At 72.9% G+C, this 14,329-nt stretch carries 12 protein-coding genes; 6 read left to right on the top strand and 6 right to left on the bottom strand.

Annotated features, from left to right (window positions below; all coding sequences use genetic code 11):
- Positions 1-45: 45 nt before the first annotated feature.
- From K7396_RS23755 to iolC, 6 genes are all read right to left on the bottom strand, one after another.
- Positions 46-1,245, bottom strand: coding sequence for a hypothetical protein (locus K7396_RS23755; RefSeq protein ID WP_086717384.1), 1,200 nt, complete (start codon positions 1,243-1,245; stop codon positions 46-48).
- A gap of 175 nt (positions 1,246-1,420) precedes the next feature.
- Positions 1,421-2,914 (bottom strand): CoA-acylating methylmalonate-semialdehyde dehydrogenase, encoded by a 1,494-nt coding sequence (locus tag K7396_RS23750; RefSeq protein ID WP_086717385.1) that lies wholly within the window; start codon positions 2,912-2,914, stop codon positions 1,421-1,423.
- 36 nt (positions 2,915-2,950) lie between these two features.
- Positions 2,951-4,867 carry a 3D-(3,5/4)-trihydroxycyclohexane-1,2-dione acylhydrolase (decyclizing) gene (gene iolD, locus K7396_RS23745; protein WP_086717386.1) on the bottom strand — a complete coding sequence of 639 codons (1,917 nt, stop codon included), beginning with the start codon at positions 4,865-4,867 and terminating at the stop codon, positions 2,951-2,953.
- Complete coding sequence (iolB, locus tag K7396_RS23740; protein ID WP_086717387.1) at positions 4,864-5,757, bottom strand: 5-deoxy-glucuronate isomerase; 894 nt, start codon at positions 5,755-5,757, stop codon at positions 4,864-4,866. Before iolB ends, iolD begins: the two co-directional genes overlap by 4 nt.
- A 30-nt stretch (positions 5,758-5,787) precedes the next feature.
- Positions 5,788-6,675 carry a Cgl0159 family (beta/alpha)8-fold protein gene (locus tag K7396_RS23735; RefSeq protein ID WP_152104440.1) on the bottom strand — a complete coding sequence of 296 codons (888 nt, stop codon included), beginning with the start codon at positions 6,673-6,675 and terminating at the stop codon, positions 5,788-5,790.
- A 234-nt stretch (positions 6,676-6,909) separates the two neighbouring features.
- Positions 6,910-7,902: a 5-dehydro-2-deoxygluconokinase gene (iolC, locus tag K7396_RS23730; RefSeq protein ID WP_086721926.1), complete on the bottom strand. Its 993-nt coding sequence runs from the start codon at positions 7,900-7,902 to the stop codon at positions 6,910-6,912.
- A gap of 357 nt (positions 7,903-8,259) precedes the next feature.
- Between iolC and K7396_RS23725 the strand changes: the two genes are divergently transcribed.
- The 6 genes from K7396_RS23725 (at position 8,260) to K7396_RS23700 (ending at position 14,289) form a co-directional block, all read left to right on the top strand.
- A complete protein-coding gene (locus tag K7396_RS23725; RefSeq protein ID WP_086721927.1) occupies positions 8,260-9,180 on the top strand; it encodes a sugar phosphate isomerase/epimerase family protein in 921 nt (306 codons plus the stop codon).
- Positions 9,181-9,374: 194 nt separating this feature from the next.
- Entirely contained in the window at positions 9,375-10,394 is a 1,020-nt protein-coding gene (locus K7396_RS23720) for a Gfo/Idh/MocA family protein (protein WP_086721928.1), read from the top strand.
- 346 nt (positions 10,395-10,740) lie between these two features.
- Complete coding sequence (locus tag K7396_RS23715) at positions 10,741-12,156, top strand: sugar porter family MFS transporter (RefSeq protein WP_086721243.1); 1,416 nt, start codon at positions 10,741-10,743, stop codon at positions 12,154-12,156.
- 162 nt (positions 12,157-12,318) lie between these two features.
- Positions 12,319-12,684, top strand: a complete 366-nt coding sequence (locus K7396_RS23710) for a peptidoglycan-binding domain-containing protein (RefSeq protein ID WP_223660178.1) — start codon at positions 12,319-12,321, stop codon at positions 12,682-12,684.
- A gap of 365 nt (positions 12,685-13,049) precedes the next feature.
- The gene (locus K7396_RS23705; RefSeq protein WP_086721239.1) at positions 13,050-13,244 is read left to right on the top strand and encodes a helix-turn-helix transcriptional regulator; all 195 of its coding nucleotides are present in this window, start codon (positions 13,050-13,052) and stop codon (positions 13,242-13,244) included.
- Positions 13,245-13,365: 121 nt separating this feature from the next.
- Entirely contained in the window at positions 13,366-14,289 is a 924-nt protein-coding gene (locus tag K7396_RS23700; protein WP_086721240.1) for a 2-dehydropantoate 2-reductase, read from the top strand.
- Positions 14,290-14,329: the final 40 nt, after the last annotated feature.

The following is a 14,329-nucleotide window of genomic DNA, read 5'->3' as shown; positions in this document are numbered from 1 at the left end:
CCGCGGCCGCGGCACGCCGGCGGACCCGCCCGTGACCTGCGCGTCTCAGTACTGCGGCGGCCCGAACCCGCCCTGCGGGGGCGCCGGGGTGCCGGGCGGCATCGGCGGGATGCCGGGCGGCGGCACCGGCGGACCGCCGGCCGGGGGCACCGGGCCGGCCGGCGGCTGCCAGGCCGGCGGGGTCTGCGGGCCGGGCTGCGGAGCGGGAAAACCGGGCTGCGGGGCCTGCGGGGCCGGGAAGCCCGGCTGCGCGCCCGCCGGCCCGGCCTGCGGCCCGAATCCGGGCGCGGCGAACTGCGGGCCCGGCGCCGGCGGGAACCAGGCGGGAGCGACCGGCTCACCGCGGGCCATCAGGAACAGCAGGGCCGGCGAGCCGAACAGGTCGAGCAGCAGCCCGAGGTCACCGATCACGGTCAGCCCCGGCGTGGCGCCGGCCAGCGAGAACAGCGAGCCGTTGCCGGCCGTCCCGATCACCGACACCAGGGCGCCGGGCAGCGTCACGATCGCCAGCCCGAAGGCCAGCCCGCGGGCCGCCGGGCCCCGCATCACACTGCTCAGCCCGGCCACCACCGTCAGCACCAGGAAGAACACCGCCGACCAGCCCGGGGCCAGGGCCAGCAGCGAGCCGAGGACGCCCTTGCCGAGGTAGAACATGGTGAACGAGCCGGTACCGCCCTGGACCAGCAGGTACACCTGCCAGGCCAGGTTGCACAGCACCATCGCCCCGAGCAGCAGCGCGGCCACCACCGAGGCCGTGCGGGCCGGCCGCATCGGCGGATCGCTGGGGGTGCGGCGCGGCCAAGAGCGCATCCCGGCGAGCAGCACGAGGCCGGCGGGCAGCGTCAGCAGGAACAGCAGCACGCTGCCGATGAAGACGCCCTCGAAGGTCGTGGAGCTGTTGTCGGCGTGCAGGAACCAGCGGTTGTCGTCCGTGTGGGTGCCGGTGCTGATGGCGGCCTGCAGGGCGGTGGCGAAGGTGAGGGTGGTGGCGACGGCCAGCAGTCCGCCCGCCACCCGCTGCCCGGCGAAGGCCGCGAACACCGCCGCCAACTGGACCGCGGCCAGGCCCACATGGAAGGGGACGGTGACCTGGTCGGTGGCGCCGCGGTGCTGGAAGGTCCAGGACTCCCAGAGCCCGCCGGGGCCGGACTCGCCGAGGTCCACGATCAGCCAGTAGGCCGTGAACAGGAAGAACAGCAGGCAGAAGATCCCGCCGGTGATACGGGCGCCCTTGGCGAGCGCCATGGATTGCGGCATTACGTCCCCCGGTTGTCGGTGCTGCGCGAGGCAGCACCGTAGCAACGCGCGGGCCGGCGCCCTCCCACCGGACCGGCGCCCTCCGCCCCGGGCGGCCGCCGCCTCCGGAACACGGCGGACCCCCGGCCGGCGGGTGCCGGCCGGGGGTCCGTCGAAGGCCCCGTCAGTGGTTGCTGGGGAAGCCCAGGTTGATGCCGCCGTCCGACGGGTCGGGCCAGCGGGTGGTGACGACCTTGCCGCGGGTGTAGAAGTGCACCCCGTCGTTGCCGTAGATGTGGTGGTCGCCGAAGAGCGAGTCCTTCCAGCCGCCGAAGGAGTGGTAGCCCACCGGCACCGGGATCGGCACGTTCACGCCGACCATGCCGGCCTCGACCTCCATCTGGAAGCGGCGGGCCGCGCCGCCGTCCCGGGTGAAGATCGCGGTGCCGTTGCCCCACGGCGAGCTGTTCATCAGCGCGATGGCCTCGTCGTAGGTGTCGACGCGGACCACGGACAGCACCGGGCCGAAGATCTCGTCACGGTAGGCGTCCATCTCGGGCGTGACGTGGTCCAGCAGCGAGATGCCGATCCAGTGGCCGTCCTCGTAGCCCTCGACGGTGTAGCCGGTGCCGTCGATGACGACGTCGGCGCCCTGGGCCGCGGCGCCCGTGACGTACGAGGCGACCTTGTCGCGGTGGACCTTGGTGATCAGCGGGCCCATCTCGGAGGCCGGGTCGTCGCCGGGGCCGATCCGCAGCTTGTCCGCACGCTCCTTGATCTTGCCGATCAGCGGGTCGGCGGTCTCGCCGACGGCCACCACGACGGAGATCGCCATGCAGCGCTCGCCGGCCGAGCCGTACGCCGCGTTGATCGCGGAGTCCGCGGCCAGGTCGAGGTCGGCGTCCGGCAGGACCAGCATGTGGTTCTTGGCGCCGCCCAGCGCCTGCACCCGCTTGCCGTTGGCGGTGCCGGTGGTGTGGATGTAGCGGGCGATGGGGGTGGAGCCGACGAAGGAGACCGCCGCGATGTCCGGGTGCTCCAGGATGGCGTCGACGGCCACCTTGTCGCCGTTGACGACGTTCAGCACACCGTCGGGCAGCCCCGCCTCGGCGGCCAGCTCCGCCAGCTTGAACGCGGCGCCGGGCACCTTCTCGCTCGGCTTGAGCACGAACGTGTTGCCGCAGGCGACGGCGAGCGGGAACATCCACATCGGCACCATCGCCGGGAAGTTGAACGGCGTGATGCCGGCGACCACCCCGAGGGACTGGCGGATCGCCGCCACGTCCACCCGGGTGGAGACCTGGGTGGACAGCTCGCCCTTCAGCTTCTCGGGAATGCCGCAGGCCAGCTCGATGATCTCCAGACCGCGGGCGACCTCGCCGAGCGCGTCGGAGTGCACCTTGCCGTGCTCGGCGGTGATCAGCCGGGCGATCTCCTCGCGGTGCGCGTCGACCAGCTCGCGGTACTTGAACAGCACCGAGGTGCGCTTGGCCAGGGAGCTGGTGCCCCAGGTCCGGAAGGCTTCCTTCGCCGCGCGGACGGCGGCGTCGACCTCGTCGGCCGAGGCGAAGGCGACCTGCTTCTCCTGGGCGCCGGTGGCCGGGTTGTAGACCGGGCCGAAGTTGCCGGAGACGCCCTCGACGGGCTTCCCGCCGATCCAGTGGCTGATGGTCTTCATGCGGAGGGCCTTTCTGGGTGACGACTTCGAGCGGAGTCAGAGGTGGCGGCGCCGCCCGGCGGCCTGCCGGTCGTACGCCTCACGAGCGGCCACCGCCGCCGGACGTGTCGCGGTCTCGGCAACAGGAACATCCCACCAGGCCTGGGCCTCCGGCGCGCCCGGCACAGTGTCGGCCGTTTCGGTCTCGACATAGACACATGTGGGCCGGTTCGCGCCCCGCGCCTCGGCGAGCGCCGCCCGCAGCTCACCGACGGTGGCCGCGCGCAGCACCCGCATGCCCAGCGACGCGGCGTTGGCCGCGAGATCGACCGGCAGCGGCGCCCCGGTGTACGTGCCGTCCGCGGCGCGGAAGCGGTAGTCGGTGCCGAAGCGCTCACCGCCGGTGGCCCCGGACAGCCCGCCGATCGAGGCGTAGCCGTGGTTCTGGACGAGGACGACGTTGATGTGGATGCCCTCCTGGACCGCGGTGACCAGTTCGGTGGGGTTCATCAGATACGTACCGTCGCCGACCAGCGCCCACACCGGCCGGTCGGGGGCGGCGAGCCGGACCCCGATCGCGGCGGGGATCTCGTAGCCCATGCAGGAGTAGCCGTATTCGAGGTGGTACTGCCTGCGGGACCGGGAGCGCCAGAGTTTGTGCAGGTCACCGGGGAGCGACCCGGCCGCGTTGATGATCACGTCGGTGTCGTCGACGACGGCGTCCAGCGCGCCGAGCACCTGGGTCTGCGAGGGCCGCGCCGACGGGTCCGCGGCCCCGTACGCGGCGTCCACCCGCCGCTCCCAGCCGGCCTTCGCCTCCCGGTAGGCGGCCTCGTACTCGGCGTCGACGCGCTCGCCGGACAGCTCCTTCGCCAGCGCCTCCAGCCCGGCGCGGGCGTCGGCGACCAGAGACAGGCCGCCCAGCTTGTGGGCGTCGAAGGACGCGATGTTGAGGTTGACGAAGCGGACGCCGGGCGCGGCGAACAGGGTCGAGGAAGCGGTGGTGAAGTCGGTGTAGCGGGTGCCGACGCCCAGCACCACATCGGCCTCGCGGGCGAGGGCGTCGGCGGTGGCGGTGCCGGTGTGGCCGATGCCGCCCACGTCGGCCGGGTGGTCGTGGCGCAGCGAGCCCTTGCCGGCCTGGGTGGACGCGACCGGGATGCCGGTGGCGTCGGCGAACGCGCACAGCGCGTCCTCGGCCTCACTGTGATGGACCCCGCCGCCCGCGACGACCAGGGGCCGGCGGGCGCCGCGCAGGACCCGCACCGCCTCGGCGAGGGCGTCGGCGTCGGGGGCGGGCCTGGGCACCCGCCAGACCCGGTCGGCGAAGAACTCCTCCGGCCAGTCGTACGCCTCCGCCTGCACGTCCTGCGGCAGCGCGAGGGTGACGGCCCCGGTGTCGACGGGGTCGGTCAGCACCCGCATGGCCTGCAGGGCCGCGGGGATCAGCGCCTCGGGCCGGGTGACCCGGTCGAAGTAGCGGGACACCGGCCGCAGCGCGTCGTTGACCGAGACATCGCCGGCGGAGGGCACTTCGAGCTGCTGGAGGACGGGGTCGGCGGGCCGGGTCGCGAAGACGTCGCCGGGCAGCAGCAGGACCGGGAGCCGGTTGACGGTGGCGAGCGCGGCGCCGGTGACGAGGTTGGTGGCGCCGGGCCCGATGGAGGTGGTGACGGCCTGCGCGGCGAGCCGGTCACGCTGCCGGGCGTAGCCGACCGCGGCGTGCACCATGGCCTGTTCGTTGCGGCCCTGCAGATAGGGCAGCACCGGGGGCCCGGGGGTTGCCCCCTGGTGGGACGCGGCGCCGGACTCCAGCAGCGCCTGGCCGATGCCGGCGACGTTGCCGTGGCCGAAGATGCCCCAGCAGGCGTTGATCAGGCGGTGCCGGCGGCCGTCCCGCTCGGTGTACTGGTGGGCGAGGAACTCGACCAGGGCCTGGGCGACCGTCAGCCGGCGCGTCGTCACAGCGTTCATCGGGCGTCTCCTGCGGGTGCTTCGTAGAGGGGGAGGCGGGGGTCGACGGGCTGCTCGGGCCAGGTGGAGCGGATCCAGCCGTGGTCGGGGTGATCGCAGATCAGCCACTCACGGGTCTCGCCGGGCCCGGCCATCACATTGAGGTAGTACAGGGCGTGTCCGGGCGCCGCGATCGACGGACCGTGCCAGCCGTCGGGGATCAGGACCGCGTCACCGCTGCGGACCTCGGCCAGCACATCGGTGCCGCGGCCGCGCCCCGAGGGCGTCACACGCTGGTAGCCGACGCCCTCGGTGCCGTGGGCGGGCTCGACCTCGAAGTAGTAGATCTCCTCCAGCTCGGACTCCTCACCGGGCCGGCACTCGTCGTGCTTGTGCGGCGGATAGGAGGACCAGTTGCCGCCGGGGGTGAGCACCTCCACCGCGATCAGCCGGTCGCACTCGAAGGTGCCCGCGGCGCCGAAGTTGTTCACCTGGCGGGAGCAGTTGCCGGTGCCGCGCAGCTCCACCGGCACGTCGGACGCGGCGCCGTAGCGGGCGGGGAGCCGGCGCTCGCAGCGGGCGCCGGTGAGCGCGAAGCGGCCGCCGGCGCCGCTCGCGACCTGCACATGGGCGTCGCGCGGTACGTACGCGAAGTCGCTGACCCCGCTGAACACGCTCTCCCTGCCGGTCAGTTCGAACACCTCACCGTCGTCGGTGAGCACCGTGCAGCCGCCGGACAGCGGCAGCACGATCCACTCGCTGTCGCCGGTCGCGAAGGAGTGCCGGCCACCGGGCGGCAGATCGAGGACGCGCAGCGAGGAGTACCCCCAGCCCGCCCGCTCGGGGTCGATGTCCAGCACGTACGGGCCGTCGGCCGCCGCCGCGGCCGTCAGGTGGAATTCAGTGCTCATATCTCGAGTCTCCTGCGGAAATCGCGGTGTTCACAGCAGGCCGACGGCGGTGTCCACGGCGGCCGCGACATCGCCGTCGGCCGGGTAGAGCAGCGAACGGCCGACGACCAGGCCCTGCACCGTCGGCAGCCGCAGCGCCTTGCGCCACTTCTCGTAGGCGGCCTCCTGCTCCCGGACGGTGCCGCCGATATCGCCGCCGAGCAGCACGGTCGGCAGGGTGGTGGTCTCGCAGACCCGGGCCATGGCGTCCGGGTCGTCGGTGACCGGCAGCTTCAGCCAGGTGTAGGCGGAGGTGCCGCCGAGGCCGGAGGCGATGGCCACCGAGCGGGTCACGGCCTCGGCGCTGAGGTCGTTGCGGACCGCGCCTTCTGTCCGTGAGGAGAGGAACGGCTCCACGAAGACGGGCAGGTGCCGCTCGGCCATCGCGTCGATCGCGCGGGCGGTGGCCTCCAGGGTGGTCAGCGAACCGGGGTCGCTGTAGTCGATGCGCAGCAGCAGCTTGCCGGCGTCGAAGCGGAGCCGGACCAGGTCCTGGGGGCGGTGGCCGGTGAACCGGTCGTCCATCTCGAAGGCGGCACCCGCGATGCCGCCGCGGTTCATGGAGCCCATCACCACCTTCTCCTCCAGGGCCCCGAGCAGCAGCAGGTCCTCCAGGATGTCGGCGGTGGCGAGCACCCCGTCCACGCCGGGCCGGGACAGCGCCAGAACCAGCCGTTCCAGCAGATCGAGGCGGTTGGCCATGGCGAGCCGCCGGTCCCCGACGGCCAGCGCGCCGCGCGCCGGATGATCGGCCGCGATGATCATCAGCCGCCCGCTGTCGCCGAGCAGCGGCCGCCGGGTGCGGCGCGCGGCGGCCTCCGCGACGGCTTCGGGATGCCGGGCCCGGAGCGTCGCGAGGTCACTGATCCGAGGGTTCAAGACTCAACTCACCTTCTGGGGAGCACGGGCGGGGAGGGGATGGGGTGAGGGGCGGGGCGGCTGCTGGGGTCGGGTGGCCGAGGGGGATCTGTGACCGAGGGGGCCGGGTGGCCGACGGGGCCGGGTGCCGTAACGGCGTGGTGGCCGTGACGGCGGGTGGCCGTGACGGCGGGGTGGCCGGGGGCGAGGGTGGCCGGCGGGACGAGGAGGGTGGGGCGGTCACGGCCATGGGGGTCACCGTTCCGCGAGGAACGCCTCGACCTCGTCGGCCGTCGGCATCGCGGAGGAGCAGGCGAGGCGCGAGGCGACGAGGGCGCCGGCCGCGTTGGCGTAGCGCATCATCGGCTCCAGGTCCCAGCCGGCCAGCAGACCGTGGCAGAGCGAACCGCCGAAGGAGTCGCCGGCGCCCAGGCCGTTGACGACCTCGACGGGGGTGGGCGGGACCTCGGCGGTGCGGCCGTCGCGGTGCACGGCGAGCACGCCCTTGGGGCCCTGCTTGATGACGGCGAGCTCCACGCCCATGTCCAGCAGCGCCCGGGCGCAGGCGGCGGGATCGCGCAGCCCGGTGGCGACCTCGGCCTCGTCGACATTGCCGACGGCCACGGTGGCGTACCGGAGGGCGGCTTCGTAATGCGGGCGGGCGGCCGCCATCGCCGCGGCACCGCTCGCGCCGCCGTCCCCGGAGGCCCCGCCCTCGCCGCCCCAGAACATCGGCCGCCAGTCGAGGTCGAAGACGGTCGGGCCGGATTTGGCGCGGGCCTCCAGCGCGGCGAGGGTCGCGGTGCGGCTGGGCTCCTCGCACAGCCCCGTGCCGGTGATCCAGAAGATCCGGGCCGCCGCGATCGCGTCCCGGTCCAGCTCCTCGGGGTGGATGACCAGGTCAGGAGCCTTGGGGCGGCGGTAGAAGTAGAGCGGGAAGTCGTCCGGCGGAAAAATCTCGCAGAAGGTGACCGGCGTCGGATAGGCGTCGACGGGGGTCACCCAGCGGTCGTCCACCCCGAAGTCGCGCAGTGCCTGGTGGAGGTAGTCGCCGAACGGGTCGTTCCCGGTACGGCTGATGACCGCGCTCCGCCGGCCGAGCCGGGCCGCGGCGACCGCCACATTGGTGGCCGACCCCCCGAGGAACTTCCCGAACGTCTCCACCTGCGCCAGCGACACACCGGTCTGCAGCGGATAGATGTCGACTCCGATGCGCCCCATGGTGATCAGGTCGTACGGCTCGGTCATGTGCGCCCCTTCGGGTCGGCCGGCGCGGCGGGTTCGACAGGTTCGGCTCCGAGGAAAGGTCTAACGGGGACAGCCAGACCCTGTCAACAATTTGTCCTTACATACTGACGTCAGGCAGAACTACCCGCCCGAAGCCCTCACCCCCTCCCGGAAGAAGGCTTCCCCGACGACCTCGACGACCTAGACCGCCGCCCCCTCCCGCAAGCCACCCCACGCCACAAAGTCCTTAAGTCCTTATGTCAGGACGAAGTCTTGACACCCCTCGGGGCGGCAGAGAGGCTGTGCCCCACGAACCGCCCCAACGACCCGCCCCAGCGCCTCCCGGTCACCGCCGACCGGCGAGAGGAGAGCCGCAGCATGTCCGTTCCCCATGCCGCCCCGCCCGTCCTGGACCGCCTCCGCGTCGGTTCCGCCCCCGACTCCTGGGGAGTCTGGTTCCCCGACGACGACCAGCAGGTCCCCTGGCAGCGCTTCCTGGACGAGGTCGCCGAGGCCGGCTACGAGTGGATCGAACTCGGCCCGTACGGCTACCTGCCCACCGACCCCGCCGTCCTGCACGACGAGATCGCCCGCCGCAGCCTGCGGGTCTCAGCCGGCACGATCTTCACCTCGCTGCACCACGGCCCGTCCGTATGGGACAAGACCTGGGCGCACGTCTCCGAGGTCGCCACCCTCACTCAGGCGATGGACGCGAAGCACCTCGTCGTCATCCCGTCCTTCTGGCGGGACGACAAGACCGCCGAGGAGATCGAGCCGCGCGAGCTGACCGTGGAGCAGTGGAAGCACCTGACCACCGGCATGGAGCGGCTGGGCAAGCGGGTGCGGGACGAGTTCGGGCTGGACATCGTGGTCCACCCGCACGCCGACACCCACATCGACACCGAGGAGCACGTCGAGCGGTTCCTGCACGCCACCGACTCCGGCCTGGTCAACCTCTGCCTGGACACCGGCCATTACGCGTACTGCGGCGGCGACAGCGTCAAGCTCATCCGCACCTACGGCGAGCGGATCGGCTACCTCCACCTCAAGCAGGTCGACCCGGACATCCTCGGCGACGTGGTCGCCAAGGGCACCCCGTTCGGGCCGGCCGTCAGGCAGGGCGTGATGTGCGAACCGCCGCTCGGCGTGCCCGCGCTGCCGCCCGTCCTGCAGGCCGCCCAGGAACTGGACGTCGACCTCTTCGCCATCGTCGAGCAGGACATGTACCCCTGTCCGCCCGACCAGCCGTTCCCCATCGCCGAGCGCACCCGCCGCTTCCTGCGCTCCTGCGGCGCCTGAGCCGGTCGCCGCCACGCCGGCCCCGCTTGCGATCCGCGCCTTGATGCGGGCGCCCCGTGCAGGTATGTCTCGCACAGGAATGTCTCGCATGCGGATGCCTCACGACGCCTCCTCACACCCCGGCAACGATTACTGAGCGTAATCGGTTCCCAGCGTACATCACACTCCGTAGCACGTAAGGACTTGAGGACGACATGACTTCGCACGAAACGCTCGGTGTGGCGGTCATCGGCACCGGCCGGATGGGCGCCGACCACGTACGCCGGATCAACGAGGTGATCAGCGGGGCCCGGGTGGCGGCCGTGGTCGACATCGACGCGGACCGCATCAAGCGCCTCGCCGACGGCATCACCGGGTGCACGCCGTACACGGACCCGGCCGCCGCCCTGGACGACCCCGCGGTGGACGCCGTGCTGATCGCCTCGCCCGGGCCCGCGCACGAGGCGGCGCTGCTGGCGGCCTTCGCGCGGGATCTGCCCGTGCTGTGCGAGAAGCCGCTGACGCCGGACGCCGCCTCCGCGCTGCGGGTCCTGGAGGCCGAGCAGGCGCTGGGGCACCGCCGCGTCCAGGTCGGTTTCATGCGCCGTTACGACGCGGACTACCGCTCCCTCAAGTCCCTCCTGGAGCAGGGCGCCCACGGCCGTCCGCTGATGCTGCACAACAAGCACCGCAACGCCGACACCCCGCCCGGCTTCACCAACGCGATGATGATCAACGACTCGGTGGTGCACGAGATCGATGTGACGCGCTGGCTGCTGGAGGAGGAGATCACCGCGGTCCGGGTGCTGCGCCCGGCCCCCACGGGCAACGCCCCGGAGGGCCTCAGCGACCCGCAGCTGGTCCTGTTCGAGACCGCCGGCGGCCAGGTCGTGGACACCGAGATCTTCGTCAACTGCGGCTTCGGCTACCAGGTCGGCTGCGAGGCGGTCTGCGAGAACGGCACCGCCCGCATCGGTGACGACCACGGCGTGTTCAGCAATGCCGCGGGCCGCTGGGGCGGCGCCGTTCCGCCCGGTTTCGTGGAGCGCTTCGAGGAGGCCTACGACCGGCAGGTGCAGCACTGGGTGAACGCCACCCGGCGCGGCGAGGTAGAGGGCCCCAGCTGCTGGGACGGTTACGCCGCGGCCGCGGTGTGCGAGGCGGGCGTACGGGCCCAGACCACCGGCGAACGGGTCCCCGTCGAACTGATCGAGCGGCCGGCGTTGTACCGCTAGAGGGCACCCCCGTCGCAGTTCAAGAGTCCGCCCCCTGAACCCCGTCCCCCGAAAGGCGCCCGCGCCTCTGACCTCCCGCGCCCGCGAGCACCCGAGCCGCCGCGCCCCCGCACCGAGAGGCCCGCCGCACCGACGGCTCGCCCCGCTGAACGGCCCGTTCCACCGAAAGGCCCCGCACCATGTACGTCGCCCCCGCCGCCGGCCGGCTCCGCGCCGACCGCATATCCCTGGGCCCGGCGCCCGCCCGACGCTCCCCGGCTCCTGGCTCTCCGGCCCGCCGCTCTCCGGCGCCGCCGACACCGGCCCCGGCCGCGGGGTCGTCCCGCGCGGCGTGCCGGAGCTGACGATGGCGGCTCCGACCAGCCAGGTGGCGTCCGCCGGCCCGCGCGAGAGCGTGCGGGCCCGCGGCGCCAAGCGCTTCATCGTCGGCATCGCTGCCATAGCCGCCCTCGGCGGCGCCCTGTTCGGCTACGACACCGGAGTGATCTCCGGGGCCCTGCCCTTCATGGAGGACCACTTCGGCCTCACCTCCCTCGGGGAGGGCGTCATCACCAGCGCGCTGCTGATCGGCGCGGCCTTCGGTTCGCTGATCGGCGGCCGGATGTCCGATGCGCTGGGCCGGCGCAACGCGCTGCTGTGGGCGGGCATCGTGTTCATCGGCGGCGCGCTGGCCGTCGCGCTCTCCCCGGGCGTGGCGTTCATGACCGCGGCGCGCTTCGTCCTCGGGCTCGCCGTCGGCAGCGCCTCCGTCATCACCCCGCTGTACCTGTCCGAGATCGCGCCCCCGCACATCCGCGGCCGGCTGGTCTCCTTCAACTCGCTGATGATCGTCAGCGGTCAGCTGCTCGCCTACCTCATCAACGCCGTTCTGGCGCACTGGGCGGCCTGGCGCTGGATGCTGGGCCTGGCGGCACTGCCCGCCGTGGCGCTGTTCGTCGGGCTGTTCTTCCTGCCCGACACGCCGCGCTGGTACATCAGCAAGGGCCGACCGGACGACGCGGCGCGGGTGTTGCACCGTACGCTGCCGGCCGAGGACGTCCCCGCCGAGCTGGCCCGTATCGATCACGCCCGCGCCCTGGAGGCCGACGCCCGGCGCGGCGCCTGGCAGCAGTTGCGCACGCCGTGGGTGCGGCGGCTGCTGCTGGTCGGGATCGGTCTGGCGGCCGTGCAGCAGATCACGGGGGTCAACGCCGTCGTCTACTTCGCGCCCAAGATCCTGGCGTCGACGGGACTGGGCACCGGCGCCTCGATCACCGCCACCATCGCGGTCGGCGCGGTCTCCGTCCTGGCCACCGCGATCGGGATGTCCCTGATCGACCGGGTCGGCCGGCGGCCGATGCTGCTGTGGGGCCTGACCGGTATGGCCGGCTCGCTGGCCCTGCTGGGCGCCGCCTTCCGCCTGCCGCACTCCCCCGCCGTCAGCGCCCTCGTCCTCGGCCTGATGGTGCTCTACATGGCGTTCATGCAGGCCACCCTCAACACCGGGGTCTGGCTGCTGCTCGCCGAGATGTTCCCGCTCAAGGTGCGCGGACTGGCCATGGGCGCCGCGGTGTTCATGATGTGGCTGGTCAACTTCGGGGTGGCGCTCGCCTTTCCGCTGCTGCTCGACGCGGTCGGGGCCGGCACCACGTTCTGGTTCTTCGGCCTGATGTGCGTGCTGTCCCTGGTGTTCTGCAAGCGGTTCGCCCCGGAGACGAAGGGGCTGGCGCTGGAGGATCTGGAGCACGAGCTGCGCAGGGCGGCGACGACGAGCGGGAGTTGACGGCGGGCCGGGGCCGGACAAGGCAAGGCAAGGCAAGGCAAGCGAACCGTATGCCGTCGCGCGGCAATTGCTCCGGATTCGCCGGAACCACGCAGCGCTCCCCCGGCGTCACAGCGGGTGGAATCACATCCAACGCATCCAACGGGGGAAACGGTGGAATTCGTGAATGCCCATGCTCTCAGCCGTGCCGTCCAGCGCACGGCCGTCCTGACCGCCACCGCCGGGCTGCTGACCGCCGGACTGCTCACCGGCCCGGCGTCCGCCGCCGGTCCGGCCGCCGCCCGGCCCGGCACACTCGCCGCCTGCGCCTACTACAACGGAACCGCCCTCACGGTCCACGGTCAGCGCGGTGACCGCGTCTCGCAGGTGCAGTGCCTGCTGGCGAACCGCCGCTATCTCCCGTGGCGGGACGTGACCGGGTACTTCGGTCCGAAGACCCTGGCCGCGGTGAAGAAGTTCCAGTCCCGGCACCATCTGACCGCCAACGGCAAGGTCGGCAAGAAGACCTGGCGGGCGCTGTACGCCTGAGCCGCGGCGGGCATGTACGTGTGGCGGGCCGGTTCCCAGCGGGGGAACCGGCCCGCCACACGGCTTTTCGCACCGCGTCCCCGGACAGGGCACGGCCTTCCGGGCCTTTCGGGCCTTTCGAGGGGCGGGGCCTGCCACCCGGGCGGCGCCATCGGCGGACCGTCCCGCCCCCGTCACAGCCATCCGCCCCGCGTCACGGCTGTCACCGTTACGCGGGGCTTCCGTCACAGCCGATCAACAGCCCCTCCCCCATGGTTACTCGGTGTCGTTGTCCAGGCACAGGGTGAGTGATCACCAGGCCGTACGCAGCCCCCTGCCGGCTCCCCCGGGCCGATCCTGCGTACGGCGCCCAGGAGGTGGCAGAGATGACCGACCGCAAGCTCTGGTCGTACAAGGAGATCGCCGCGCACATCCAGGTGCAGCCGGACACCGTGCGCTCGTACCGCAAGCACGGGCTGCTGCCCGAACCGGATCTGGTGGAGGGCGGAAAACCGTACTGGTTCGCCGACACGGTCAGAGCGTGGGTGGCGCAGCGGCCGGGCCAACGCGGCCGGCGCTGAGAGCCACCGGAACCGGTCCGGGCCCCGCCGCCCGGGCGACGCCGCGGACCGGGCGCCGGGGCACGGACGGCACCCACCCGTCAGGTCCCCGGCGCCGCGATCCCGGCTCTACGATCGAGGTATGCCCCGGACGTCCCCAGCAGCGGCGCCCGCCCGGATCGCGGTGATCGGCGGCGGCGCGATCGGCGGCTACACGGCCGCCCTCGCACGGTGGGCCGGCCTCGACGTCACGCTGTGCGTCCGCAGCCCGCTGGCGGGTCTGAGCGTCGAGAGCGGTGGGGAGGTCCGGCCCGCGGCGGTGCGTATCGTCACCGATCCGGCGCAGGTGGGGCCGGTCGACTGGGTGCTGCTGACCACCAAGGCGCAGGACACCGCGGGCGCCGAGGGCTGGCTGCGGCGGCTGTGCGGCCGGGACACCGCCGTCGCGGTGCTGCAGAACGGCATCGGCCAGGAGGAGCGCGTCGCTCCGCTCGTCCCCCGGGGCACCCGCATCCTGCCCACCGTGGTCTACATCTCGGCGGAGCGCACCGCTCCGGGCCGGATCCTGCACCACGTCGCCAGCGAACTGCACGTACCCGAGGGCCCGTTGGCCGACCGGTTCGCCGCCCTGCTGGACGGCAGCGGGCTGCGGGTGCACCGCGTGCCCGACTTCACGACGGCCGCTTGGCGGAAGTTGTTCACCAATCTCGCGGCCAACCCGGTCACGGCACTTCTCCAGCAGCGGATCGGGATCTTCGCCGATCCGGAGATGGCCGCGCTCACCCGCGATCTGCTGCGCGAGGCGGCCGTCGTCGCGCGCGCCGAGGGCGCGGACATCGGTGAGGCGGACATCGCCAGGACCTTGGAGCTCTACGCCACCGCCCCGCGCGACGGCGGCTCCTCGATGCTCTACGACCGCATGGCGGGCCGCCCCATGGAGCATGAGTTCCTCACCGGCGCGGTGGTCAGGGCCGGTGAACGGCACGGTATCGCCACCCCGTTGAACCGGATGCTGCTGACCCTGCTGCGCGCGGTGGACCGCGAACTGCGGGACGGGAAGGCGTAGAGACGTGGGAGCACAGGGCAGCGGGCCGGGGCCGGCGCCC

Origin of the sequence: Streptomyces angustmyceticus (assembly GCF_019933235.1) — a bacterium.
Taxonomy (GTDB): domain Bacteria; phylum Actinomycetota; class Actinomycetes; order Streptomycetales; family Streptomycetaceae; genus Streptomyces; species Streptomyces angustmyceticus.
Note: the sequence above shows the minus strand (reverse complement) of the source record. Positions and strands in the feature narration are given on the sequence as shown.